Origin of the sequence: Temperatibacter marinus, assembly GCF_031598375.1 — a bacterium.
Classification (GTDB): domain Bacteria; phylum Pseudomonadota; class Alphaproteobacteria; order Sphingomonadales; family Kordiimonadaceae; genus Temperatibacter; species Temperatibacter marinus.
Genome location: NZ_CP123872.1, coordinates 2770765 through 2795475 on the forward strand (window position 1 = coordinate 2770765; position 24711 = coordinate 2795475).

Sequence of the window (24711 nt, forward strand, 5' to 3'; positions counted from 1 at the left end):
AATATGCCAGCTGTTTTAGAAGAAATTTGCGCTGCAAAACGTGCGCATGTGGCTCAATCCAAAACAAAACTTTCTATCCAGGATCTTGAAGAAGGCATCAAGCAAGCATCTGCACCAAGAGGCTTTTTCAGTGCCCTAGAAAAGAAAAAAACTTCCAAGGACTACGGTCTAATCTGTGAGATTAAGAAAGCCAGCCCTTCAAAAGGACTTATTCGGCCTGATTTCAATCCAGTTGCCCACGCTAAAGACTATGAAGCCGCAGGTGCTGCCTGCCTTTCTATCTTAACTGATAAACCCTATTTTCAAGGCGATGATCAGTTTCTAATCGATGCTCGACGCACTGTATCGCTGCCCTGTCTCAGGAAAGATTTCATGATAGATCCTTATCAAATTTACGAATCTCGGGCACTGGGGGCAGATTGTATCCTCCTAATTCTTGCCGCGCTCGATAAGAGTTTAGCCACAGAGCTAGAATCGGTTGCGCTCGAGCTTGGTATGGATGTTTTAATCGAAGTGCATGATGCAGAAGAAATGAAGCGCGCCTTAACCATGAAAAGCCCCCTCCTCGGCGTCAACAATCGCAACTTAAAGACCATGGAAGTATCCACTCAGAATACTCTTGATCTAGCACCGATGGCAGGCAGTGATCGCTTATGTGTTGGTGAAAGTGGACTAGCCACGCATCAGGATCTTATTGACTGCGAGAAAGCGAATGTGTCAACATTCCTTATAGGAGAGACATTTATGCGGCAGGACAATATCATTCAAGCCGTTCACACCATGGTAGGGAAATAAACCATATGACTGAAGAGCTAACACACCTGAACAATAAAGGTGAAGCCAGAATGGTGGACATTTCTGATAAAGACTATACGAAGCGCTTAGCCGTGGCCCAGTCTCTTCTTAATATGCGTCAAGAAACACTAGACAAAATTCTATCTGGCGATCTCCCAAAGGGCGATGTTCTGGCTACAGCTCGTATTGCAGGAATTATGGCTGCCAAAAAATGTTACGAGCTGATTCCCATGTGTCACCCAATTTCTCTTACTGGTGTTGAGCTAGAGATTGAAAAAATCAGCCCTTCAAATTTGCGTATTACAGCAACTGTTAAGACCACGGGAAAAACTGGCGTAGAAATGGAAGCTCTAACTGCAGCGTCTGTTGCGGCTCTGACTATTTATGATATGGCAAAGGCAGTAGACAAAGCCATCGTTATCGCAGAAACCAAACTCATTTCTAAATCCGGCGGTAAATCTGGCGATTTCAAAGTAACGGCCTAACCTCACACGAGATGTGCCCTTGACATTCTCTGCAAAGGGAACTAAAAGAGAACATAGTATAAACAAAACGGGGTTAAAGGGGGCTTTTATGCTGACCAAAAAGCAAAATTTACTTTTGATGTTTATTCATGAAAAAGTACAAGAGAACGGTGTGGCACCTTCCTTTGATGAAATGAAGGATGCTTTAGGCTTAAAGTCTAAATCAGGTATTCATCGCCTTGTCGGCGCCCTTGAAGAAAGGGGCTTCCTGAGAAGACTTGCAAACCGTGCTCGTGCCCTTGAAGTTGTTAAGCTGCCAGATAATATGACCGCAACAGCCCAGACCCCCGTTGATAAATCTAATATTGTTACAGGAAACTTTGGCGCCCCACACCCAAGAGCAACTCAAGCCCCTTCCGCCGTTGATGTTGCAGAAGTGCCTCTCCATGGGCGTATTGCTGCAGGAACACCTATAGAGGCTCTTGAAAATGCAGACAACAACATAGCTGTTCCAATGGATATGGTTGGGCGTGGTCAAACATACGCCCTAACCGTTGATGGGGATAGTATGGAAGAAATGGGAATTATGGACGGTGATACGGTCTTGATTGAAAGTTGTACAACAGCTCGTGAGGGCGATGTTGTGGTCGCACTCCTTGACGGGGAAGAAGCAACGCTGAAAACATTTAAGAAACAAAATAATCATATTGCTCTTGTGCCTGCAAATCGTCGCTATGACACACAATTTTATGAACCAAGAAGAGTACAAATCCAAGGAAAACTTGTAGGATTAATGCGTACTTATCACTAAATATTCCCTTTATTTATTGCCAAGGCCTGCTGGAATGCGGGCCTTTTGCTTTTATAATGGTTGTCTTCCCCATCCCGGTAAAATAGACGGCGTGTGTCCCATAACGGTTCAAAGCATTCAGCGTTATTGATTGACTTATTTTACACAGCCATGGGGGATAATTATGAATGATAAGATCCACCTGCCCGCAAACCTCTAAGAGCATCTCGCGCTCCTTTACTAAAGCGATTTTCTTTTGGTTGACTGTGAGCATGCAGCCTCCAAGTCCGCAGGATCCTTTGATTTTCTTTACTTTGCTAACGTCTTTTAATCCTCCCCTCATCACGGCTTGTTCATAAACATAACTTGAGTGCCTTATATTCTTAAAGGCCACAGATTTTATGCGCCCATCAATAGTATTCTTTTCGAATGCAATCAGGGCTTTGCCAGATTTTAGAACATAAAGATCTGGTTCTTGCTGAGCTGGCAGTATAAGCATGCCACTAAGACAAAGCATGAATAGATTCAGGCCTAAAAGCTTGGGTCTGATAAAAATCATACACCCCGTACCAATCAAACCGAGTGAAAAAGCGACTGGTGTTAATACGCCGCTTCTATAATCCGTCAAAGGAGCGACAGAGAGCCTTTCACCTGTCTCAATCATCAGAGATATCGATTCTCTAAGAATAAAATTTAAACTATTCCATTCAATATCTATCAAGTGGCCGAAAAGGATGAGAAGCCCAATGGGCATAATAAGAACAGTCACAAGTGGCATCACTAAGAGATTCGCAACAATTGCTATGATAGAAATCGTATGAAAATGATAGAGGGAAAATGGCGTGATAGCCAATTGCGAGACAATTGTTGTCAAACATATCATCAAGAACCCCATACAAGTTTTCTCAACAAGCAAGACTGCTCTGCTTTTAGTAGCAAATGCCTTTTTGCTGAATCGAAGGAAACGATACTCAGCATACCAAGTATAAAATAGGATTAATCCAGCAGTTGCAGAAAATGATAATTGAAATCCAATCGTCATCAAAGCATAGGGATTTACGAGGAGAATCATGAGACCTGCGATAGCTAAAGTCCTGAGCGAAAAAGCGCGTCTATTCATGAGCAGAGCTAATAAGGCAACAAGCACCATGATATAGGCACGCTGAGTAGACACCGCAAAGCCTGATAAAATCAAATACCCTGTTGCAGTCAAGGCAACAAAGGGAACAGCCAACTTCCGCGGAGCAATTCTAAGAGCTATCATAGGGATTAACGAGAAAATGCCCTCAAAAAATAGAAAGACCAAGCCGCTGATAAGGCCCATATGCAACCCAGAGATTGCAAGGACATGACTAAGGCCGACCACCCTCATATCCTCATTAATTTGCCTCTCAATATAATCTTTTCGACCGACAAGAAGCGCAGCTGCAACACCCCCTGCCCGACGGCCCAGACTTTCAACGAGGCGATCTGCAATTACCTTTCGCCTCAAGTGAACCCACTCAAAAAGGGAGGCAAGCTGTTCTGATTTCCTAAGTAAAACAGGGGATGAAACGGCATAGCCTGTTGCGCTGAGCTTTTCAAAAAATGCTTTTCGTTGGAAATCATAACTCTGTGGGAAAACAGGGGGCGATGGATGAGACACCATCGCGGCAAACGACACGACATCGCCGACAGTGATGGCCGGGTCCATGCCTGTCTTTACTGTTGTTTTAATCGTTGCACCCCGGTGAGATTTTGGCGCCAGCACTTTAGAAATTAGCCGGTAGTGGTCCCCACCTCTTGGTTCGATTTTTTTAAGTTCTACTGTTAATTTATAATAACGGGGTGTTTGATCAAAAGAAATGGTATGAATTTTTTGTGTTTGTCCCCAGGCCAAAAGGCACCCAATAGCCATATAGACCAATCCTTTGATTAGAAAAACATACATACTGCATCTGAAAGAATTATACAAAGCAAGGGAGACAAGAAGGAATATACCGATAAAAAGCGGAGGCGGTTCTATAGGAAGGAGAAAATAAAAAATACATCCAGCTGACAAAAAAGAAAATTGAGATAGAATTTTTCTCTCATGGGATATTGTCACTTTCCCACAAGTTTTCTTAATATCCCCCCATAAGATTTGCGGAGAAATTGGCTTAATGAAGGCCTCATACACGTATAGAATACTCTTTACAAATTTATGCGTGTATTAAGCCATAAAAGACAAAGAAAAGCGAGAATTATTGCGCTCATTCATTTTAATGTGCATTTTATGTGCAGTGCAATAATATTTGTCAAACTGGTTAGTCTATGATAAAAGGCCTCAACCGTTAAACAGGTCCCTGTCCTTGGACGCTTCAAAATGTTCAAATATCATTCAAACAGAATGACTAAGGTTGTTTAACTCGGCAGGTTTTAAACTAGTAAAGAGCAGGTATTTATGCCCACTGACATGCCCACTGACATGCCAAAGGTCGTCACACGTTTTGCGCCAAGCCCTACAGGCTTTTTGCATATTGGAGGCGCACGCACTGCCCTCTATAATTGGCTATTCGCGAAACGCAACGGGGGAGATTTTCTTCTCCGTATCGAAGATACAGACCGTAAAAGATCATCAGATGAAGCTGTTGACGCCATTTTATCCGGGATGAATTGGTTAGGACTTGATCACACCGGAGATGTGATCAGTCAATTTGCAAGAGCTGACAGACATAGACAAGTGGCTGAAGACCTTCTTTCTGCAGGCAAAGCTTACAAATGTTATGCCACCCAAGAGGAACTGGCTGCTCTGCGCGAAGAAAGCCGTGAAAAAGGCCTTCCAATGCGAGGCGATATCTGGCGTGAGAGAGATCCTTCACAAGCCCCTGAAGGAGTAGCCCCAGCCATTCGCCTAAAAATGAATAGAGAGGGTGCGACAACAATATGCGATCAAGTTCAGGGTGATGTCACTGTACAGAATGACCAACTGGACGATATGATTATTCTGCGTGCTGATGGGAGCCCTACATACATGCTCTCAGTTGTTGTGGACGATCACGATATGGGTATCACTCATATTATTCGCGGAGATGACCATTTAAATAATGCCTTCAGGCAGATGCAACTCTTTGAAGCAATGGGTTGGGATGCTCCAATTTTTGCTCACATTCCCCTTATTCATGGCCCAGACGGAAAGAAGCTATCCAAACGTCACGGTGCTCTTGGCGTAGATGGCTATGATGAAATGGGATATCTTCCAGAAGCGATGCGAAATTACTTGCTACGCTTAGGGTGGAGCCATGGGGACGACGAACTTATTACAACAGATCAAGCAATTGCATGGTTTAACATGGAAAATTTAGGCAAGAGCCCATCCCGCCTGGACTTTGACAAGCTTGATTCTGTAAACGCTCATTATATTCAAACAGCAGATTCGGATGTCCTAATCGACTGGTTTAAAGCTGACTTGGCGACAGAGATTGAGCATGCTCCAACGGCTGAAGAGTTGGCACAAGTTAAACTTGCCCTATCTTCTGCAAGAGAAAGAGCAAAGAAGCGCGCAGATTTAGCTGAGGTTACAGCAATTTTTTGTAATATTCGTCCATTAACATTAACGGAAAAAGCAGCAAAAGCTGTAGCAGGCGAAATTGCTGAAATTCTCAGCGAGTTGGCCTCAACACTAGAGAATTTATCGTCTTGGGAACAAGGGGATGTTAAACAATCCATTTTTGATTTTGCTGAAAGCAAGGGGATGAAAATGGGGAAAGTCATGCAGCCCATAAGAGCCGCCTTAACTGGCGGACGTCCATCGGGTGATTTGATGGAGATTATGGAGATTTTGGGTAAGGAGGAATGCATCCTTCGACTTCAGGATATCGCTGCACAATAAATTGATTACAAATGATAGAGGATCACACTTCTGTCTTTGGGGTCATCATAAAATAAGGAGAAGAGTAACATGTCAAACGACACTATGAAAATTTCAGGCAATGGCACTGAAACAGAGAGCCAAATTTTTGAAGGAACAATTGGCCCTAAAGTCGTAGACATTCGCAAACTCTATGCAGAAACTGGGATGTTTACATTTGATCCTGGATTTACTTCTACAGCCAGTTGCGAATCTAAAATTACTTATATCGATGGGGATAAGGGTGAACTATTATATCGTGGATATCCAATCGAGCAGCTTGCGGACAAGTCTGATTTCATGGAAGTCTGCTATGTATTGCTCTACGGTGAACTTCCCTCTCCTGCAGAAAAAGAAAAATTCCTAAGCGATATTACCTACCATACAATGGTTCACGAACAAATGAGCCGTTTCTTTGCAGGCTTCCGTCGTGACGCTCACCCTATGGCCATTATGGTTGGTGTTGTTGGTGCTCTGGCATCATTTTATCATGACAGTACTGACATTAATGACCCCCATCAGCGCATGGTTGCGTCCTACCGTCTTATTGCCAAGATCCCAACGATTGCTGCGATGGCTTATAAATATTCTGTGGGCCAGCCATTTGTGCACCCAAAGAATAATCTTTCATATGCAGGGAACTTCTTGAATATGATGTTCTCTGTACCTGCTGAAGACTATAAAATTAGCCCTACACTTGAAAAAGCTATGGACCTTATCTTTATTCTTCATGCGGATCATGAACAGAATGCTTCAACATCGACTGTGCGTCTCGCGGGCTCTTCTGGGGCGAACCCCTTTGCTTGTATCGCCGCAGGTATTGCTTGTTTATGGGGGCCTGCGCACGGCGGTGCGAATGAAGCTTGTCTAAATATGCTTGAAGAAATTGGAACTGTTGATCGAATTCCTGAGTTTATTGCACGTGCGAAAGACAAATCTGATCCTTTCCGTCTTATGGGCTTTGGACACCGTGTTTATAAAAACTTTGATCCTCGTGCGACAGTAATGCGCGACACAGCTCATAAAGTACTTGATGAACTTCAGATTGATGATCCACTTCTTGATGTTGCGATGGAACTAGAAAAAATCGCCCTTGAGGACGAGTATTTCGTTGCAAAGAAACTCTACCCGAACGTAGATTTCTATTCAGGTATCATCCTGAAAGCAATGGGATTCCCAACTGAAATGTTTACGGTTCTGTTTGCTTTAGCAAGAACTTCAGGCTGGATTGCTCAGTGGAAGGAAATGATTGAAGACCCAACACAGAAAATTGGACGTCCGCGTCAGCTTTATACAGGCTCGCCTCGCCGGGAATATATCGATCTCGACAAGCGTTAAGTTAATAATAACCTAAAATTGTCTACAACACGCCTCTTCGGAGGCGTGTTTTTTTTGAGGGCTGCGTTTCAATGATAAAATACACTATCTTAGTCATCATGCTGTTTTTTTCTCCGCCTTCCGGAGAGTCTATCAATGAGATATGATGATGAAGATTGATTAACATCTTTATACTTACCTCCATTAATATAATCACTATCTCCTATGCCAATGATAGCTTCTTCTTCGCTGCTGCTGTCAAAGTCTTCTTCAATCCAGTCGTCGCGATCCGAATAGTTATTTTCCCCAGACATATCTGCCATAACTTACTCCTTTACTAATACTGAGCAATATAATCACACACTTTTTTAGGGTGAATATACTACTATAAGTTAGTATAATGGGTAATATCCTAAGATAGTCTTAAGAGAAGCAAGAAGGCCTGCATAGAGATAGGAACAATTTTCATTGAATGCTACATAGCAGTAAGACAAGAAAAAAGGGCCGACAAAAAGTCAGCCCTTAACATATAATAGTTATGAGAAACGATTATTTTTTCTCAGCATCTTTCTTAGCATCCGCTGCAGGCGCGTTGTTGTTTGCTGCAGGGCGTGTCATAGATATACTAACAGCTGGTAAGCTATTATTCAGATCTTCAATCATTTCAGTGGTTTTATCAATACCAGCTGCATGACGGATAACAGTGCCTTTATAAAGAATGATTTGAGCTTTATATTTTTTCAGCAGAGCTGTTGTAATCGGCTTAATTGCACGATCGATCTCGCGGTTAGCTTCTGTCAAAATTGACTCATACCGAGATCTTAAGATCATAAGATTACGTGCTGCTGTTTTCACTTTTGTGTCCAAAGCTTTCATGTCTTCTTCGTATTTCTTCTGGCCTGTGATCGCTTTTTTGCTTTCAATCTCTTTGGCTTCATTAATCCAACCACCCTGACGCTGATCCACATAATTATTTAGTGTGGTAATCTGGTCTCGCATGGCGGCTGTCTTAGAGAGAAGGTCTTTATATGCTTCAGCTTCGTTCTGAATACGCTGACCATCCAAAATAAGAATTTGTGCATGAGAGGCACCTGCTAGAAGTAGAGCAGAAATTAAGGCTGCAAATGACAGCTTCAGTGTCTTCATAATTTTATTCATTTTTAATCCTATAATCCTTTAAGAGATTTGTTATTCGTTTTCATACACCAATTAGAAGGATGTACCAATATTAAATTGTAGCGTTTGTGTACGATCACCAAACTGCCTGCGAAGATTTTTAGTTAAGTCGATACGGAATGGTCCGAATGGCGACTGCCAGCTAAACCCAATACCAATTGCTGCCCGTGGTTTCCAATTATCCCCTATGATACAATCTGTTTCAAAGGCAGCCCCTGTAATGTCTTCTCCAAAAGCACCATTTTGACGCCCTTCTGCGACCCGGTTAAGATAATTTTCAACTTGGCTATAGCCAAATGCACATTGATCAAGACGCACATCAGTTCCCCATAATGAGCCAACATCAAGGAAAGCACTTGCGTTAATGCCCATTTCAAGAGCCGCATCGCCAAGAGGGAAGAACAGTTCCGCTCGACCAACATATTGCTTGGTACCCCCAACAGAGTTACCTAGGTTCAACTTGCCTGCACCAAGGTCATCAAGATTAACTCCCGAAGCTGTTCCAGAGACAATCGTGCCATAAAAACGGCGCGGTCCAACAGCATTCACATCAAAACCCCGCAGTTGAGGTCCACCAAGGAAAAGACTGTCATTCAATCGAACACGTTGTCCAATCCCTTTGATCCAGCTTCCTTGAGCAGAAAGACGCAAAGTCCACCCATTGATGGGCGTCCAATAATTATCAAAATTAACACTAGATTTTAGATATTTAACATCGCCGCCTAAACCTGCATAATTTTGTGAGAAGTAAAAGGCGCGACCCGCTGTAGGACGGAGGTAGTTATTCCGAGAATCAAAGCCCAGAGTATACCCAATAATTGATTGATTATAGGTTCCAAGAGAAGAGCCATAAACAGGGTCAGTTATATTGAAATTCACAGAACCGTTAATTTGGCTACAGGCTTCTAGACGCATATCACGATCAAGCTCTAGATATCCAATTTGCTCGTCTGTCAGTTGGTCTGTATCCACATCAATATAGCGCCCCGTAGTAATATCATAACGAATAAGCCCTAGGCAGCTGTCAATCTGCGATGTAGATAGACGAACATTATCAAATCGGAATGTATAATTCCCTTGATAGGTCCAAAACTCACCAAGAGCAGCTCCCATCCTCAGGCTAAAGCCTTTACTATCACTCTCGTAAGGTGAGGCATATCTATCACTATTGGTTGTTCTGCGGTAGAATATATCTGCTCCGGCAGCAATATTTCTGTCTAAGAAATAAGGTTCCGTAAAGCTCACATTTGCAGACTGCTGATAGCCAGACAAATTCATAGAGAAGCCAAGCCTTTGGCCTTTACCCATAAAGTTTTTCTCATTAATTGAGAAATTAAAGATGAAGTTTTCAATACTAGAGAAACCAATTCCAAAGTTCAAATCACCTGTGGATTGCTCTTCAACACGTACATCTACTTCCATGCGATCAATGGCAGAGCCTTGTTTGCGCTCAACTTCAATACCCTCTGGGCGGAAGAAACCCAGACGTTTCAAACGATCTTCAGAACGCTTAATATTAAAGGAGTTAAAGGCATCCCCTTCTTGGAGACGAAACTCACGACGTATTACTTTATCAAGTGTGCGAACATTTCCATGAATATTGATCCGCTCAACATAGACACGCGGCGCTTCAAGAATCGTAAAGTTATATTCAATTGTACGCTCTTCTTTATTTCTTTTTGGCTTCGGCAAAATGTCTATGAAAGCATAACCCTGTGCACCAGCCAAATCTGTCAAAGTTTCTTGAGAATTCTCAATCGCTTCCTGGCTATAAACTTCCCCTTCTCTAACTCGAAGGAAAACTTTAAAGAGGTCAGCATTCACATCGCGAATTTGACTTTCAACAGTCACTTTACCAAATCGATAGATCTCACCCTCATCAACAGTATAGTTGATAATAAAGCTACTACGGTCTGGCACCAATTCTGCTACAGCAGAAATAATTCTAAAATCTGCATACCCTTCATTGAGATAAAAATTACGCAGCTGTTGCTGGTCATACAAAATTTTATCGGGGTCATACGTGTCGCCACTAGAGAAAATCTTCCACCAACGTGATTCTTTTGTAACGAGTACATCTCTAAGGTCGCCGTCAGAAAAAATCTTATTCCCAAGGAAGTTAATTTTTGACACTTTCGTCTTAGGACCTTCTTGAATTTCAAAGACCACATCCACACGGTTTTGAGATTGTTGGACAACTTTTGGCTCAACAATTGCGGCAAATCGACCTTTAGAGCGATAAAGTTCAAGAATGCGATTCACTTCTGCCTTCACTTTTGCACGGGTAAAGACACTTCTTGGGCGAATGCGAATTTCTTCTGTTAGCGCCTCATTATCAAGTTTCTTATTACCTTCAAAAATGATCCGGTTAATAATCGGGCTTTCTTGAACGACAACAACAAGTACCGTCCCTTGGATATCGAATTTCAAATCCGCAAAAAGACCTGTACTAAACAGGCGTTTAAAACTGTTGTTTAGTTCCGCTTGGTCAAAAGCATCACCGGCGCGCACGGTCATATACTGAAGGATGGTTGCCCCTTCGACACGCACGTTACCCTGCACTTGAATTTCAGTAATAACTGGCATCTGCTGCTGCTGAGGTGCTTGCGCAGAAACCGACAGTGAAACTGACGTAACAACTGTCAAAAGAACAAATGAGAGTGCCCAAATATTTTTCATAAAACCCAACTTATAATCCAGCCCGTATTTGTTATTGCATTCTTGGCGCCTGAAAATGGCCTAAGACACCAAGGATTGCAAGTCATTCAATGTTACAACAACCATTAAAAGTATGATCAAACCAAATCCTATAATAAAACCAGCCTCTTGAGCCTTTTTATTGATTGGTCCGCCCTTGATAGCCTCTAGTCCATAATAGAGCAGATGTCCACCATCTAGTACGGGAATCGGTAATAAATTCATAATTCCCAGACTTAAGGATAAAACGGTGACGATTGATAACCAGTCCAAAAAGCTTCTGCTCGCGGCATCACCCATAATTTGGACCATTCCTACAGGTCCTTTAACTTCTTTTATAGACCTTAAACCTAAGATCAGTTGACCAATATTTCTAACCATTAGTCCGATCTGATCCCCAGTTGATCGAGCTCCTTCTGCAAGCGCACCAAAGAGACCATACTGCACGACCTTATATGTACCCGAAGGTCTCACCCCAAGATAGCCTTTTGCATATTGGTTCCCAAAACGATCTTCCATAAAACGCTTGTCCACAATTGCTTTGAGTAAGATTGTTTGTGTGCCTCGTTGAACCGTAAAGTCCATCGGTCCACCAGGTTGCATCAATATTTCAGTTCTAACCTGAGTGAAATTCGATATCTCCCGGTCATTCACTGCTATGATCACATCGCCAACTTGGAAGCCCGCTCGATCTGCAGCAGACTTTTCTTCGACAAAAGAGACATCTGCATCAACAAATACTTTACCATTCGCATAGGTAAACCCTGCAAAGATTAAGACTGGCAGCAGTAAATTCACTGCAGGTCCAGCTGCGACAACCAAAGCTCTTTGCCATAAAGGTTTATAGTGAAGACAATCTTTCTTCTCTTCATCTGTTAACCCTTCGACATGCTCACCAGGATTAGAAGCGGCCGAAGCATCCCCAAAGAATTTCACATAGCCACCAAGAGGAATCGCGGAAAGACGCCAACGGGTACCTGATTTCGCTGTATAGCCGTATATTTCTTTTCCAAAGCCTATTGAAAAAACTTCAACGCGCACGCCGAAAAGACGGCCCACGCTATAGTGACCCCATTCGTGAACAAAAACCAGCAAACTAAAGCCCCCAATAAAGGCTAAAAGAGAGAGGGCTATAAATCCGAAATCAAACTCCATAGGTATTAATCCATTCTTAACTCAGTCAACAGAGAGCTTGTTGTTATTCTCGCCTTTTCATCAATTTCCAATAGATTTGCGATGGATTGTGGCGCTTTCATGTCGGATCGCTCTAAACATTTTTCTACCACCTTGGAAATATCTGTAAATTTAATCTTTTTGTGCAGAAAAGCTTCCACTGCCACTTCGTTTGCAGCATTCAAAACTGTCGGAGCAGCGCCCCCTATTTTGAGGGCATCCATTGCAAGTTTCAGACAAGGAAAGCGATCGTAACAAGGTTTAATGAATGTCATCTGAACGATCTCTGCCAAATCGAGCTTTTTAGCGCCGGTTTCAATTCTATTGGGATAATCAAGGCAGTATGAAATCGGAATTTTCATGTCAGGAGACCCGAGTTGGGCCAAGACAGAACCATCTCTATATTCTACCGTCGAATGAATCACAGATTGTGGGTGAATGATCACATCCAACTGATCCACTTCAATAGGAAAAAGGTGATACGCTTCGATGAGCTCTAACCCCTTATTCATCATTGTAGCACTATCGACCGATATTTTAGAGCCCATATCCCAGTTGGGATGGGCAACAGCTTCCTCGGGTGTGATCGATGAAAAACTGTTAAGATCACGTGTTAAAAATGGCCCGCCAGACGCTGTTAATGTTAGTTTGGATACGCTTTCTGAACGTTCAAAATCAAATACTTGATAAATGGCATTATGTTCGCTGTCTACGGGTAACAGAGTTGCTCCGTACGCTTTAACTTCATCCATAATTAAATCGCCAGCACAGACCAAAGCTTCCTTATTGGCTAGAGCTATAACTTTTCCTGCTCTTACAGCTTCCAGTACGGGTTCTAGTCCAGCGGCGCCGACAATTGCAGCTACGATCAAGTCCCCTTCTGCAGCCACTTTCTTTATCGCTTCTTTTCCAGACAGACATTCGCCTTTGTACCGCGTGAATAAAGCCTGATTTTCCTGAAACAGGGTTTCGTCTGCAATCACAATCTTTTCTGGTTGGAATTCTTCCGCAAGAGCTGCAAGTTTTCGGACATTTTTGTGCGCAGTTAAAGCATGCACTTTAAACTTTTGAGGATGCTGACGAATTAAATTAAGAGTACTATCTCCAATTGATCCAGTCGCGCCAAGAATAGTTATAGATTTTAAAGGATCAGCCGGCATGCCTTAGTTCACCACGTATATATCAAGGATAACAGCCATGGCTGGTGCCGCAAAGACAAGCCCGTCTACTCTGTCCAATATGCCGCCGTGTCCAGGAATAATAGTTCCAGAATCTTTCACCTGAAAAGCACGCTTGATCGCACTTTCAAATAAATCTCCAATTTGAGACAGAATTGACAAGCAAAGTGCAACAAATAAAGCCTCATAAAGCCTTTGATCACCTATAACAATAACTAAAACCCATGTTACGGCCACAGCTAAGAAACTGCCGCCTATAAAGCCGGCCCATGTTTTCTTGGGGCTTATGGTCGGCGCTAACTTTGCCCCCCCAATACCCTTTCCAAAAAAATATCCACCTACGTCTGCGGCCCAAACAATGAGAAATGTCCACAGCACGAACAGAGCGCCATCATCAATCCCTCTGATCCAAGCCATCGACATCAAAGGCAGAGCTACATAAAGCGTCCCATTACCTGACCACCGCATAATATGAAGAATAGGACTTTTATACTCATCCAAATCTTTTAAAGACGTAAGCACCAGAACTAGGGGAATTGCCATAGCTGCAATAAATGTAGAAATTGGCGTTAGCTGGTTTAGCAGATTTCCAAATAAGCAAGCAGCCAACACAAAGGCCATGGAAGAAAATCTAATCAGTAGAGGTCTTACACGTGTCATCTCGTGCCATTCAGTTGCCATAACAACCCCAGCAACCATCAAGAGGCCTGTGAACCAAAGACCTCCTTGATATAATAACCACAAGACAGGTGGCAACAAAATCAAAGCGCCAAAAATCCTCTTAAGCAGATTTTCTGAGAGTTTCACGAAACTATATTCCCTTCCCTAAATCCTGAATGATAGCAACACTACTTTCCAGGACGGCCTCCAAAGCGCCGATTTCTCGACATATACTCATTCACAGCTTGCTGGATATGATCTTCAGAAAAATCAGGCCAAAATACATCTAAAAAGAGCAGTTCACTGTATGCAATTTGCCAGAGTAGAAAGTTGGACACTCTCTTTTCACCACTTGTCCTAATCACCATATCTGGATCAGGCAGGCGTGCTGTATACAGATGATCAGTGATCAGTTGTTCTGTGACATCAGAAGATTTCAACCTTCCCGCTTCTATTGATCCTGCGATTATTTTAAAAGCATTAACCAATTCGTCGCGAGCCCCATAATTGAGGGCAATAATGAGTGTCATGCGCTCATTGTCAGCGGTTTTATCTTCAGCAGTTGTAATCATTTTCTGGATATCTGCATCTAAACGTGACCGATCCCCGATGATTTTCAATCGAATTTTCTCTTTATGGAGCGTCTTAATTTCGTTTTGAAGATAAAATCGAAGAAGCCCCATAAGGTCTGACACTTCAGCACTAGACCGATTCCAATTCTCAGTAGAGAATGCATAAATCGTCAAATAGCCAACACCGCATTTCACTGCTCCCTCAATTGCATTGCGAACAGCTTTAGCGCCTCGTCTATGGCCTTCAACACGGGGCAAGCCACGTTCTTCAGCCCAGCGACCATTGCCATCCATAATGATAGCAATATGCTGAGGACCATTGCGCTCTTGGGCACAGTCAGTTGTTAGAGAGTCTGCAGATATATTCATGAAGACTAAACCTGCATGATTTCCTGTTCTTTACTGGCAAGTGCAGCGTCAACTTCTTTGACAGATTTATTTGTCAATTCCTGCACTTCATCAGCATAAACTTTATGATCGTCTTCACTGATTAACTTTTCTTTTTCCATTTTCTTCAGCGTATCCATACCATCACGGCGAACATTCCGAATAGCAATACGAGATTGTTCTGCATATTGTCCTGCAACCTTGGCAAGGTCGCGGCGGCGCTCCTCATTAAGCTCTGGAATTGGAATACGCAGCGTTTGACCGTCAATCATTGGATTCAAGCCGAGATTTGAATTTCGGATAGCTTTTTCAACAGAACTAACATTGCTTGAATCCCAAACATTCACAGAAAGCATACGCGCTTCTGGCACTGTAACTGTGCCTACTTGATTAATCGGCATCTGAGACCCGTAAACTTCACAGACAACTGTATCAAGTAAACTGGCACTGGCACGCCCTGTTCTCAGCCCTGAGAACTCGTGCTTCAAAGAATCTAATGCGCCTTTCATGCGGCGTTCGATCTCATTTAAATCTATATCTAAATCACTCATATTTATTCCTCCTCACCCACTACGGTACATACACCTTTGCCTTGAAGCATATCCACAAGGGCATTTTCATTATGAATTGAAAAGACAACAATAGGAATATTATTCTCTCGGCTTAATGAAATTGCTGATGCATCCATTACTTTTAAGTCTTGTTTCAAAACATCCATATAACCTAATTTGTCATATCGGGTGGCTTCAGGGTTAGTTTTTGGATCATCCGTATAAACACCGTCAACCTGTGTCCCTTTAAGTAGGGCGTTACAATTCATCTCTGCAGCCCTAAGCGCAGCCGCAGTATCCGTGGTGAAGAATGGATTTCCTGTTCCCGCGGCAAAGATAACCACGCGCCCCTTCTCTAGATGACGAACTGCGCGTCGGCGGATGTAAGGTTCACTGACACTTGCCATCGGAATAGCCGACAAGACACGTGTGTCCACACCGATACTCTCTAATCCATTTTGCATGGCAAGAGCGTTCATTACAGTCGCAAGCATTCCCATATAATCAGCTGTAGAGCGATCCATCCCCTGAGCAGCGCCCTTCATGCCGCGGAAAATATTTCCACCACCAACGACCACGCAAACTTCTACGCCCGCATCCCGTGCTAGACTAATTTCTTTAGCAACTCTGCTGACCGTATTAGGATCAATACCAAAGGCCCCATCCCCCATCAGGGCCTCACCAGAAAGTTTTAACAAAACGCGCTTATACTTTGGTCCTGCAGACATTGACGGTCCTTTATTATTACAACTTTAGTTCTTTGATAAATCTGAGTGACATTAGACATATTTCAGTCAAGAAGCCATAAAGATTTTACCTATTTGACGAGTTTTTTTTCAAGAGAGGTTTAAATCCCCTCTCCTAGACATAAAAAAAGTCCAGCAACCCTAGAGCTACTGGACTAAATATAAGAGAATTTAGACGATTAAGCGCCGGCCATTGTTGCAGCAACTTCAGCAGCAAAATCTTCTTCTTTTTTCTCAATACCTTCACCAAGCTCCATGCGAACATAGTCCACAAGCTCAATCTCAGTGCCAGCATCTTTTGCCGCTTTCTTAATAACGTCTTCAACTTTTGTTTCGCCGTCAATTACGAAAGTCTGCTTTACAAGGACGATTTCTTCCAAGAATTTACGCATACGACCAACAATCATCTTCTCGATGATTTCCATAGGCTTGCCAGATTCTTTAGCTTTTTCTATTTGAACTGCTTTCTCACGCTCAACGATTTCAGGATCAAGCGATTCTTCATTCATTGAAGCAGGGTTTGTCGCCGCAATGTGCATTGCAAGCTGCTTACCAAGCCCTTCAAGGACTGAAGCATCAGCAGAAGACTTAAGAGCAACAAGAACAATGATTTTCCCCATGCCATCAGCAACTGCGCCATGAACATAAGATGTTACAACACCCTGCTCTACATCAAGAACACGTGCACGACGGATTGATTGATTTTCACCGATTTTCGCAATGTTGTCTGTTAATGTTTCTTCAACTGACTTTTCACCGCCAGGGAAAGCAGCTGCTTTAATCGCGTCTACATCCTCGCCTACGTTAAACGAAACTTCAGCAACGCCGTTGACAAAAGCTTGAAACTGCTCGTTACGAGCAACGAAATCTGTTTCAGAGTTTACTTCCGCAACAGCGCCTTTTGTCCCTGCAACATGTGCCGCTACAAGACCTTCAGCCGCAACACGTGATGCTTTTTTCGCAGCAGCAGCTAGACCTTTTGTGCGCAGCCAATCAACAGCAGCTTCAAGGTTACCATCATTTTCAGCAAGGGCCTTTTTACAGTCCATCATGCCAGCGCCAGATTTTTCGCGCAATTCTTTTACCAGTGCAGCAGTAATTTGTGCCATTGGATTTCTCCATTTATAATAAGGTAAGTACAGTTAAGAAAAGTGGGAAAGTAACCTCCCCACTCTTCTGTCAGAATTATTACTCAGTCACAGCTTCTTCAGCAGGTGCTTCTTCAGCCACAACTTCTTCAGCCACAACTTCTTCAGCCGCAACTTCTTCAACAGCAGCTTCTTCAGCAACAACAGCTTCAGCTGGAACTTCTGCAGCTTCACCAAGATCAACACCCTGTGCTGCTAGATCCGCTTGAATACCGTCAAGTACAGCTTCAGCGATGAGATCACAGTATAGGTTAATGGCACGAGCAGCATCATCATTACCAGGAACTGGGAAATCAATTCCTTCAGGCGATGAGTTACTATCAAGAATACCAATCACAGGAATGTTTAGGTTATTTGCTTCTGCAATTGCATTTGTTTCACGATTTGTATCGATTACAAAAATCAGATCAGGCAAACCGCCCATGTCCTGAATACCACCAAGTGACAAATTCAATTTGTCACGCTGGCGTGTCATCTTAAGAATTTCTTTTTTAGTCAAGCCTGCAAGGTCACCAGAGAGTGCTTCATCAAGTTGTTTCAACTGCTTGATCGACTTACTGATAGTTTGCCAGTTTGTCATCATACCACCCAACCAACGGTGGTTAACGAAATACTGTCCGCAGCGCTGTGCAGCTTCAGCAATCGCACCTGATGCTTGACGCTTTGTGCCTACGAAAAGAACACGTCCTCCACCAGCAACTGTGTCACGAACAAGCTCAAGAGCACGGTTCAAGTAACCAACAGTTTGTGATAGGTCCATAATGTGAATGCCGTTACGAACACCAAAGATATATGGTGCCATACGAGGATTCCAGCGATGTTTTTGGTGTCCAAAATGAACTCCAGCTTCTAGCAGCTGGCGCAGATTAGCTTTAGGCGCGGCCATGATTCTTCTCCTTTACCGGTTATGCCTTACGTGAACATGTATCTGAAAACCCGTTAATCTACAGGGGCTTATCAAACACCGGATGGCGTCCTCCATGCGTCAGAGACTGCCTTGTTCACGCGTGTGATAGCGCGGTCTTTACCGCAGTAAATCAGGGGATGCAAGTCTTTTTTGAAATAAAATTACCAACCATCACTGGCCTCATTTTGACAGGGTATGAAAAAACTTATTTGACAAAGATGAAAATATATGTACCCTTTGTGCTGATGGTACATATGGAACAAGCCATAATGCACCACAATAAAAGGAAAAAATAACATGCAAATACTTGTAGACATCGACAGCGAGGTTCCTTTGTTTACGCAACTTGTTGACCAAATTAAAAAGGCGATCTCTGACGATCACCTTACACCTGGGGATGCGCTGCCATCCATCCGACAACTTGCAAGTGATCTGGCCGTAAATAACAAAACAGTCGCAAAAGCATATAAACTTCTAGAACGGGACAACGTAATTATCTCTAAGGGCTATAGAGGGACTTTCGTTCATGAAGATGCTTTAAAGAATTCAAGTCATGACATCAGCGCAGACATTCAAGATTCATTACAAGATGCCATTAATAAATGCAGGCAATTAGGGGCAACTGACAGCGAAATCCGCATCACCTTCAGTGCCGCAATGCAATCATAAAACGAGGATAAGAAAAATGAATAGCTTTATTGACCCCACAGTGACCCTTGTGATCTTTTACACTATCTTTATAAGTCAGATATTTGTTCTGTCACTCTATTTCCCATATGCCATAAGTCAGAGAATTACGAATATTGTGAGCAATTACCCGCCAGATGAATACCCTAAGCTCTATCCAAACTATTCCAATAAATTTGTTGGTCGCACACTGTTTAGGATGAAAATATTCAAAACCATCAATGCGCTCATCGCCGCCCTAGGTTTTACACTTCTAGGCCTGATGCTCGGGAGTGGCTATACGCCCGCCCAGAAAGGGGGAGATGAAATCTTTGTAATGTTCTATTTCATCCTTCAGACTCTACCAATCGCCTATATTCAAATCAGTGAAGCAATGATGATGAAAGCAATGCGTAACAATTTTGATGAACGGATCAGGCGTGCTGATTTATCAGTAAGAAGATTATCTGATTATATTTCCCCTCTGTATGTGGTGATCGCGGCCTTCGCATTTGTTATCTGTATGACCTATTTCATTCTTGATAAGGGACCAATTAACCAGTGGGAGATAGAAGTATTCATCACTGTCGGTACACTATCGATCATCAATCTCGTGTATGGTTACAATATATACAGAACCATCTATGGGAAGAAGGTAGATCCATACAAAGCGACTAAAGATCAAGAAAAACTGATTAAGACTGTGGTTCAAGTCACTGTCATAAGCAGTATAATGATCAGTGTTTTCATCTTTTGTACTCAATTTGCCGATCGGAATGATTTAGAGGTTCTCGACCCGCCTTTGGTGAGTTTTTATCTACAGCTCTGTGCAATACTGGGAATGGGGCTTGCCTTTAAAAATCAGCAACTTCAAGACATCGATTTCAGTGTCTATAAAGAAGAACTGGATGACGCTTAAGGCTTAGGATTCGTCTTCCTTCTTGGCCCTAGCTTTAAAGCGAGCCATGAAAAAAATCTCATCTTGGAGAGCCTTCAGCTTTAGGTTGACGGCTTCTTCATGTGTAGCACGGATATTGTGCCCGTTGGCAGAGGAAATTTTGAGTGTCGGAAATGACCCCGCGCCCTCCCATGGAAGGGCTAAGACTTTCTCTGCCATTTCTTTTTCAGAGCTGCTTTTATAGAGAATCACATGGATTTTCTTACCCCAGAAATGTTCCTGATGCTGGTTAAAAAGCTTTTTACACTCGTGCAATGCAGTCTTTAGATCATTCATCTCTGTGCAACTGCTTTCTAGTAATCTGTTGAGCCTGTCGTGTCGCTTTCATTCGGGTCATTATTTTGGCCTCTGCAGCAATATCTTGAGCCGTTGCTTCAGTGATCCCAAAACCAGCTTCTGCAGGAATAAAGAGCTTAGGCTCTGCTTCATTACATAATTTATATTCTGGAAGGATCGGCATTACAGGATGATGAGGGGCTTGCTTGAGGGCCTCAGCAACGCTAGAGGCCTTTGATAGTCTTTCAAGATTAAGACGTGTTGGAAACATGATTGGAATATCACCCTTTCGCCAGTTCTTAAGTAATTCCTTAGGCCTCACCCAGCGTTTAGCGATCATTTCACTACCGTCCTCTACGCCCTCTTCTTCCCTGTATAGTGGTGCCAAATAAAATAAAGTGTCAAAGCGTCGGCCTGCCTGAATGGGCGTAATCCAATGCGAAAAAGGAATGAGTTGCTCTACGGCTAAATAATCTTGAGCATAAGCGAGTGCTGAACTCAAACTGGATCGTGCACCAATATGCCGCGTGCACTGGCCTTCTGTATAGAGAATACCAGCTTCTTCATAAAGCTCTCTAAGAACAGCTATGCGTAAAGCCAAATCATCAAACTGAGCCTCTGGCGAAATATACTTTCGCCAAAAATATGATCGATGATCACCCTCGTCAACCTTACCTCCAGGGAAAACATATACACCTGGTGCAAAGCGCATTGTTTCGGCCCGCTTCATCATCATCACTTCAAGCCCCCTCAAACCATCTCTGATGAGAAGGATGGAAGCCGATGGTAAGGGCGTGACGGGAGCAATGGGATCCATAACCTATTGCTCCATGACACTTGATACACCGATTTCGGCTTCAATTGCCTGAATAAGCTCGGGTGATATTTTATATTTATGGGGCAACTTAAATTCTGCGAACCGTTTATCCTCTTCTACAGGCACTTTAATTTTAACGATCCCCTTCCCCCCAGAACGTCTGGAAAGTACTGATTTTATAGACTTAATAGCGTCTTGATCTTCCACTTCAATCTCTAACCCACTAGAGGACTGTGCCGCCACACTTTCTAGGCTATCCATACCGCGCGAGCCAAGCCTGACCATATCTTCATCGTCTTTTTTCTTAATCTGAATATTGACCACCAAGGGGGCGCCCTCTTCTACAAGTTCCCTTGTGCGCGGCAAATCATCTTCAAAAATAAGGAATTCAAAAGCATCCGTTCTGTCTGATAACATCAACGCGCCAAATTTTCGCCCCGTATTTTTTGATTTACTTTCTCGATAAGAGAGAATCGCTCCAGCCATTCGAACCGTTTGGCCAATCAAGCCAGGATCTGAAAAGACCTCGGCTGCTGAAATAATACTCTCTCGTTCAAGGATTTTTTCATAACTATCCAAGGGATGCGCTGATATATAAAAACCAACGGCTTTACGTTCATGCTCTAATTCCTCTGTCGGTGTCCAATTTCTAACCACAGGCAAAGCAGGACGGTCAACTTGGGCGCTGGCATCGTCCCCAAATAAACTGACTTGATTGCTCGCGCGTTCCGCTGCCATCATATTGGCATACCGCATAACCACATCAGCTGCAGCATTTGCTTGGGACCGACTGTCAAGTAAACAATCAAACGCCCCCGCCGCCGCAAGACGCTCCATTTGGCGTTTATTCATCAGTTTCGGATCAATGCGCTCTGCAAAGTCAAATAAATCGGTAAATGCGCCATTCTTCTCACGTTCTTCAATGATGGCTTCCATTGCCTTTTCACCGACGCCTTTAATAGCCCCAAGCGCATAGCGTATGGCCAAGTTATGGCGAGGATCATCTAAGTCTTCACAGTAAGTTTCTTCTGATTTTTCCACAACGAAAGCTACTTGAGACTTATTTATGTTAGGCAGCAATAGGGGCACCTCCATACGTTGTAGCTCTTGTTTAAAGCCTGCAAGTTTATCTGTATTACCTAAATCGAGCGTCATAATGGCGGCCATAAATTCAACAGGGTAATTAGCCTTCATATAAGCTGTGTGGTAAGCAACTAAAGCATAGGCAGCTGCGTGAGATTTATTGAACCCATAAGAAGCAAAAGCCATTACTTCATCAAAAATGGCCCGTGCCACAGGGTCTGTTACACCCCGCTCTTTAGCCCCTTCAACAAAAATCTCGACTTGTTTATCCATCTCCTCCTTAATCTTTTTACCCATCGCGCGGCGTAATAAGTCCGCCTGACCCAAGCTATATCCAGCCATTTTCTGGGCCAGTTCCATCACTTGTTCCTGATAAATGAAAATGCCATTTGTCTCTGATAGAATATCTTCAAGCATCGGATGCTTATAGGTTACTTCCTCGCGGCCGTGTTTGCGTTCTACATAGGTAGGGATATTGGCCATAGGACCGGGGCGATATAAGGCAACAACCGCAATAATATCTTCAAATAGATCGGGCTTTAGCCCTTTAAGGACAGCACGCATACCCGTACTCTCTAATTGAAAGACGCCTGCAGCATTGCCAGAAGCCAAAAGCTCATAACTTTTCTTATCATCAAGAGGAAGGGCCTCTAGATCAATCTCAATATCTCTCTCAGCAACATATTCCACTGCGCGTTGGAGAACAGTCAGTGTTTTCAATCCCAAGAAATCAAACTTCACAAGTCCTGCCTGCTCAACAAACTTCATGTTAAACTGCGTTACTGGCATGTCAGATTTTGGATCCCGATAAAGAGGTACCAATTGATCTAGAGGACGATCACCAATGACAACGCCAGCAGCATGAGTTGAGGAATGCGCGTAGAATCCTTCTAATTTCAGTGCCCTGTCCACAACGAGAGCTGTTTGCTCATCTGCTTCAATCTCAGCCTTAAAACGCTCTTCACTTTCGACGGCTTCTGCCAGTGTCATCGCGCTTCCCGGATCATTGGGAATTAATTTCGCAAGCCGATCAGTAACAGGATAAGGTTGCTGCATTACACGCCCACAAGCTTTCACAACCGCACGGGCTTGAAGTTTACCAAATGTAATAATTTGAGCGACTTTGTCTGCACCGTATTTATCTTGGGTATATTTAATAACCTGCTCGCGCTTATCCTGACAAAAATCGATATCAAAGTCAGGCATAGATACACGCTCAGGGTTTAGGAACCTCTCAAATAGCAAACTGAAACGCAGTGGATCTAAGTCTGTAATCTTTAGCACCCATGCAACAACGGAACCAGCACCGGATCCCCGACCAGGCCCTACAGGTATATTATTATCTTTTGACCACTGAATAAAATCCGCAACAATAAGGAAATACCCAGGAAAGCCCATCTGATTAATGATGCCTAATTCAAAGTCTAAGCGCTCCCAATATTCCTTTTCCCATTCTTCTTCCTTGCCAGCGGCTAAACCTTCTTGAGCCGCCTTAAAATCAAGGCGCATCCGCAAGCCCTTAATAGCCTCATCTCTCAGCATGTCTGCTTCTGAAATGTCTTGACCCTCAGTAAAGTTTGGTAGAAGAGGATCAATCGGGTCAACTTTGAAGAGGCATTTTTTAGAAATATATAAAGTATTTTCAATAGCTTCTGGCAAGTCTTTAAAGAGATTTATCATCTCTTCAGCTGATTTAAGCCTATGCTCTGGTGTAACACGACGCCTGTCAGTTTCATCCACATAAGCGCCGTCTGCAATACACAGAAGTGCATCATGAGCTTCATACATATCGGGGCCTACAAAGAAACATTCATTAGTCGCCACAATTGGAATGTTCTTTTCGTAAGCCATATCAAGGAGCGCCTCTTCAGAAGCCTCCTCTTCTTCTAATCCATGACGCTGAAGTTCCACATAAAGGCGATCTCCAAAGAGATCTTTTAATTGATCGAGGCACTCAGATGCATCACTTCGCTGATCTTTCAAGACAAGTGTATTAACAGGCCCCTTAGAACCACCTGTTAAACAAATCACATTCTCTGATAATCCTTGCATATCTTCTATCAAGATCTGCGGTCCTTCAGAAGCATCGCTTTCCAGATGAGCTTTAGAGACAAGCTTCATTAAATTGCCATAGCCTTCTCTATTCATTGAGAGAAGAACAAGCTGATCTGGTTCTGGTTTTGAGCGGGCCTTTGGATCAACTGTAAGATAACTGTTTCGGATAGAGAGTTGAACACCGACAATTGGTTGCACCCCTGCGCCTGTGCCAGCCATCGAAAAGTCCATGGCCCCAAACATGTTGTTTGTATCTGTCATGGCGACCGCGGGAAATCCTAGGCCTAAACTCTGTTTAATGAGGTCTTTGGCATGGATCGCACCCTCAGCAAGAGAATAAGCCGAATGAACCCGCAGGTGTACAAATTGTGCATGTGTGTCTGACATATATACCCAACAAAAATAACAGGAAGAAAGATGACTTCCT

General features: G+C 43.2%; 22 protein-coding genes. 7 read left to right on the plus strand and 15 right to left on the minus strand.

Going from position 1 to position 24711, the window contains the following annotated elements; genetic code table 11:
• The first annotated feature begins 3 nt into the window (after positions 1 to 3).
• From trpC to lexA, 3 genes are all read left to right on the plus strand, one after another.
• The gene (gene trpC / locus QGN29_RS12510) at positions 4 to 795 is read left to right on the plus strand and encodes an indole-3-glycerol phosphate synthase TrpC (RefSeq protein ID WP_310798208.1); all 792 of its coding nucleotides are present in this window, start codon (positions 4 to 6) and stop codon (positions 793 to 795) included.
• Between the two features lie 5 nt (positions 796 to 800).
• Positions 801 to 1280 (plus strand): cyclic pyranopterin monophosphate synthase MoaC, encoded by a 480-nt coding sequence (moaC, locus tag QGN29_RS12515; protein WP_310798209.1) that lies wholly within the window; start codon positions 801 to 803, stop codon positions 1278 to 1280.
• Between the two features lie 88 nt (positions 1281 to 1368).
• Positions 1369 to 2070, plus strand: coding sequence for a transcriptional repressor LexA (lexA, locus tag QGN29_RS12520; protein ID WP_310798210.1), 702 nt, complete (start codon positions 1369 to 1371; stop codon positions 2068 to 2070).
• A 13-nt stretch (positions 2071 to 2083) separates the two neighbouring features.
• Here the strand turns inward: lexA and QGN29_RS12525 are convergent, their stop codons facing one another.
• Complete coding sequence (locus QGN29_RS12525) at positions 2084 to 3946, minus strand: ComEC/Rec2 family competence protein (RefSeq protein WP_310798211.1); 1863 nt, start codon at positions 3944 to 3946, stop codon at positions 2084 to 2086.
• A 525-nt stretch (positions 3947 to 4471) separates the two neighbouring features.
• On the opposite strand from QGN29_RS12525, the gene gltX reads away from it, so the two are divergent.
• Both gltX and gltA read left to right on the plus strand, forming a co-directional pair.
• Positions 4472 to 5899, plus strand: a complete 1428-nt coding sequence (gene gltX, locus QGN29_RS12530) for a glutamate--tRNA ligase (RefSeq protein ID WP_310798212.1) — start codon at positions 4472 to 4474, stop codon at positions 5897 to 5899.
• Positions 5900 to 5983: 84 nt separating this feature from the next.
• Positions 5984 to 7255, plus strand: a complete 1272-nt coding sequence (gene gltA / locus QGN29_RS12535) for a citrate synthase (RefSeq protein ID WP_375164710.1) — start codon at positions 5984 to 5986, stop codon at positions 7253 to 7255.
• Positions 7256 to 7344: 89 nt separating this feature from the next.
• Here gltA and QGN29_RS12540 read toward each other — a convergent pair whose 3' ends face one another.
• The 11 genes from QGN29_RS12540 to rpsB all read right to left on the minus strand — a co-directional run bounded on the left by QGN29_RS12540 (position 7345) and on the right by rpsB (position 18408).
• Positions 7345 to 7557, minus strand: a complete 213-nt coding sequence (locus QGN29_RS12540) for a hypothetical protein (RefSeq protein ID WP_310798214.1) — start codon at positions 7555 to 7557, stop codon at positions 7345 to 7347.
• 226 nt (positions 7558 to 7783) lie between these two features.
• Positions 7784 to 8392: an OmpH/Skp family outer membrane protein gene (locus QGN29_RS12545; RefSeq protein ID WP_310798215.1), complete on the minus strand. Its 609-nt coding sequence runs from the start codon at positions 8390 to 8392 to the stop codon at positions 7784 to 7786.
• 51 nt (positions 8393 to 8443) lie between these two features.
• A complete protein-coding gene (gene bamA, locus QGN29_RS12550) occupies positions 8444 to 11089 on the minus strand; it encodes an outer membrane protein assembly factor BamA (protein ID WP_310798216.1) in 2646 nt (881 codons plus the stop codon).
• 60 nt (positions 11090 to 11149) lie between these two features.
• Positions 11150 to 12262 carry an RIP metalloprotease RseP gene (gene rseP / locus QGN29_RS12555; RefSeq protein ID WP_310798217.1) on the minus strand — a complete coding sequence of 371 codons (1113 nt, stop codon included), beginning with the start codon at positions 12260 to 12262 and terminating at the stop codon, positions 11150 to 11152.
• A gap of 5 nt (positions 12263 to 12267) precedes the next feature.
• The gene (locus QGN29_RS12560) at positions 12268 to 13440 is read right to left on the minus strand and encodes a 1-deoxy-D-xylulose-5-phosphate reductoisomerase (RefSeq protein ID WP_310798218.1); all 1173 of its coding nucleotides are present in this window, start codon (positions 13438 to 13440) and stop codon (positions 12268 to 12270) included.
• A 3-nt stretch (positions 13441 to 13443) separates the two neighbouring features.
• Positions 13444 to 14265, minus strand: a complete 822-nt coding sequence (locus tag QGN29_RS12565) for a phosphatidate cytidylyltransferase (protein WP_310798219.1) — start codon at positions 14263 to 14265, stop codon at positions 13444 to 13446.
• 41 nt (positions 14266 to 14306) lie between these two features.
• Positions 14307 to 15059 (minus strand): isoprenyl transferase, encoded by a 753-nt coding sequence (locus tag QGN29_RS12570; protein ID WP_310798220.1) that lies wholly within the window; start codon positions 15057 to 15059, stop codon positions 14307 to 14309.
• 5 nt (positions 15060 to 15064) lie between these two features.
• Complete coding sequence (frr, locus tag QGN29_RS12575) at positions 15065 to 15628, minus strand: ribosome recycling factor (RefSeq protein ID WP_310798221.1); 564 nt, start codon at positions 15626 to 15628, stop codon at positions 15065 to 15067.
• A gap of 2 nt (positions 15629 to 15630) precedes the next feature.
• The gene (pyrH, locus tag QGN29_RS12580; RefSeq protein WP_310798222.1) at positions 15631 to 16356 is read right to left on the minus strand and encodes a UMP kinase; all 726 of its coding nucleotides are present in this window, start codon (positions 16354 to 16356) and stop codon (positions 15631 to 15633) included.
• A 197-nt stretch (positions 16357 to 16553) separates the two neighbouring features.
• On the minus strand, positions 16554 to 17483 hold the full coding sequence (gene tsf, locus QGN29_RS12585) for a translation elongation factor Ts (RefSeq protein ID WP_310798223.1): 930 nt from the start codon (positions 17481 to 17483) through the stop codon (positions 16554 to 16556).
• Positions 17484 to 17562: 79 nt separating this feature from the next.
• On the minus strand, positions 17563 to 18408 hold the full coding sequence (gene rpsB, locus QGN29_RS12590) for a 30S ribosomal protein S2 (protein ID WP_310798224.1): 846 nt from the start codon (positions 18406 to 18408) through the stop codon (positions 17563 to 17565).
• Positions 18409 to 18726: 318 nt separating this feature from the next.
• Here rpsB and QGN29_RS12595 point away from each other — a divergent pair, with 318 nt between their 5' ends.
• Entirely contained in the window at positions 18727 to 19098 is a 372-nt protein-coding gene (locus QGN29_RS12595) for a GntR family transcriptional regulator (RefSeq protein ID WP_310798225.1), read from the plus strand.
• Between the two features lie 16 nt (positions 19099 to 19114).
• The gene (locus tag QGN29_RS12600) at positions 19115 to 20014 is read left to right on the plus strand and encodes a hypothetical protein (protein ID WP_310798226.1); all 900 of its coding nucleotides are present in this window, start codon (positions 19115 to 19117) and stop codon (positions 20012 to 20014) included.
• Between the two features lie 3 nt (positions 20015 to 20017).
• Here QGN29_RS12600 and QGN29_RS12605 read toward each other — a convergent pair whose 3' ends face one another.
• From QGN29_RS12605 to dnaE, 3 genes are read right to left on the minus strand one after another with little or no spacing between them, the layout of a single operon-like run.
• Positions 20018 to 20329, minus strand: a complete 312-nt coding sequence (locus tag QGN29_RS12605; RefSeq protein WP_310798227.1) for a hypothetical protein — start codon at positions 20327 to 20329, stop codon at positions 20018 to 20020.
• Entirely contained in the window at positions 20322 to 21146 is an 825-nt protein-coding gene (locus tag QGN29_RS12610; RefSeq protein WP_310798228.1) for an NUDIX hydrolase, read from the minus strand. Before QGN29_RS12610 ends, QGN29_RS12605 begins: the two co-directional genes overlap by 8 nt.
• Before the next feature lie 3 nt (positions 21147 to 21149).
• The gene (gene dnaE, locus QGN29_RS12615) at positions 21150 to 24671 is read right to left on the minus strand and encodes a DNA polymerase III subunit alpha (protein ID WP_310798229.1); all 3522 of its coding nucleotides are present in this window, start codon (positions 24669 to 24671) and stop codon (positions 21150 to 21152) included.
• Positions 24672 to 24711 lie beyond the last annotated feature (40 nt).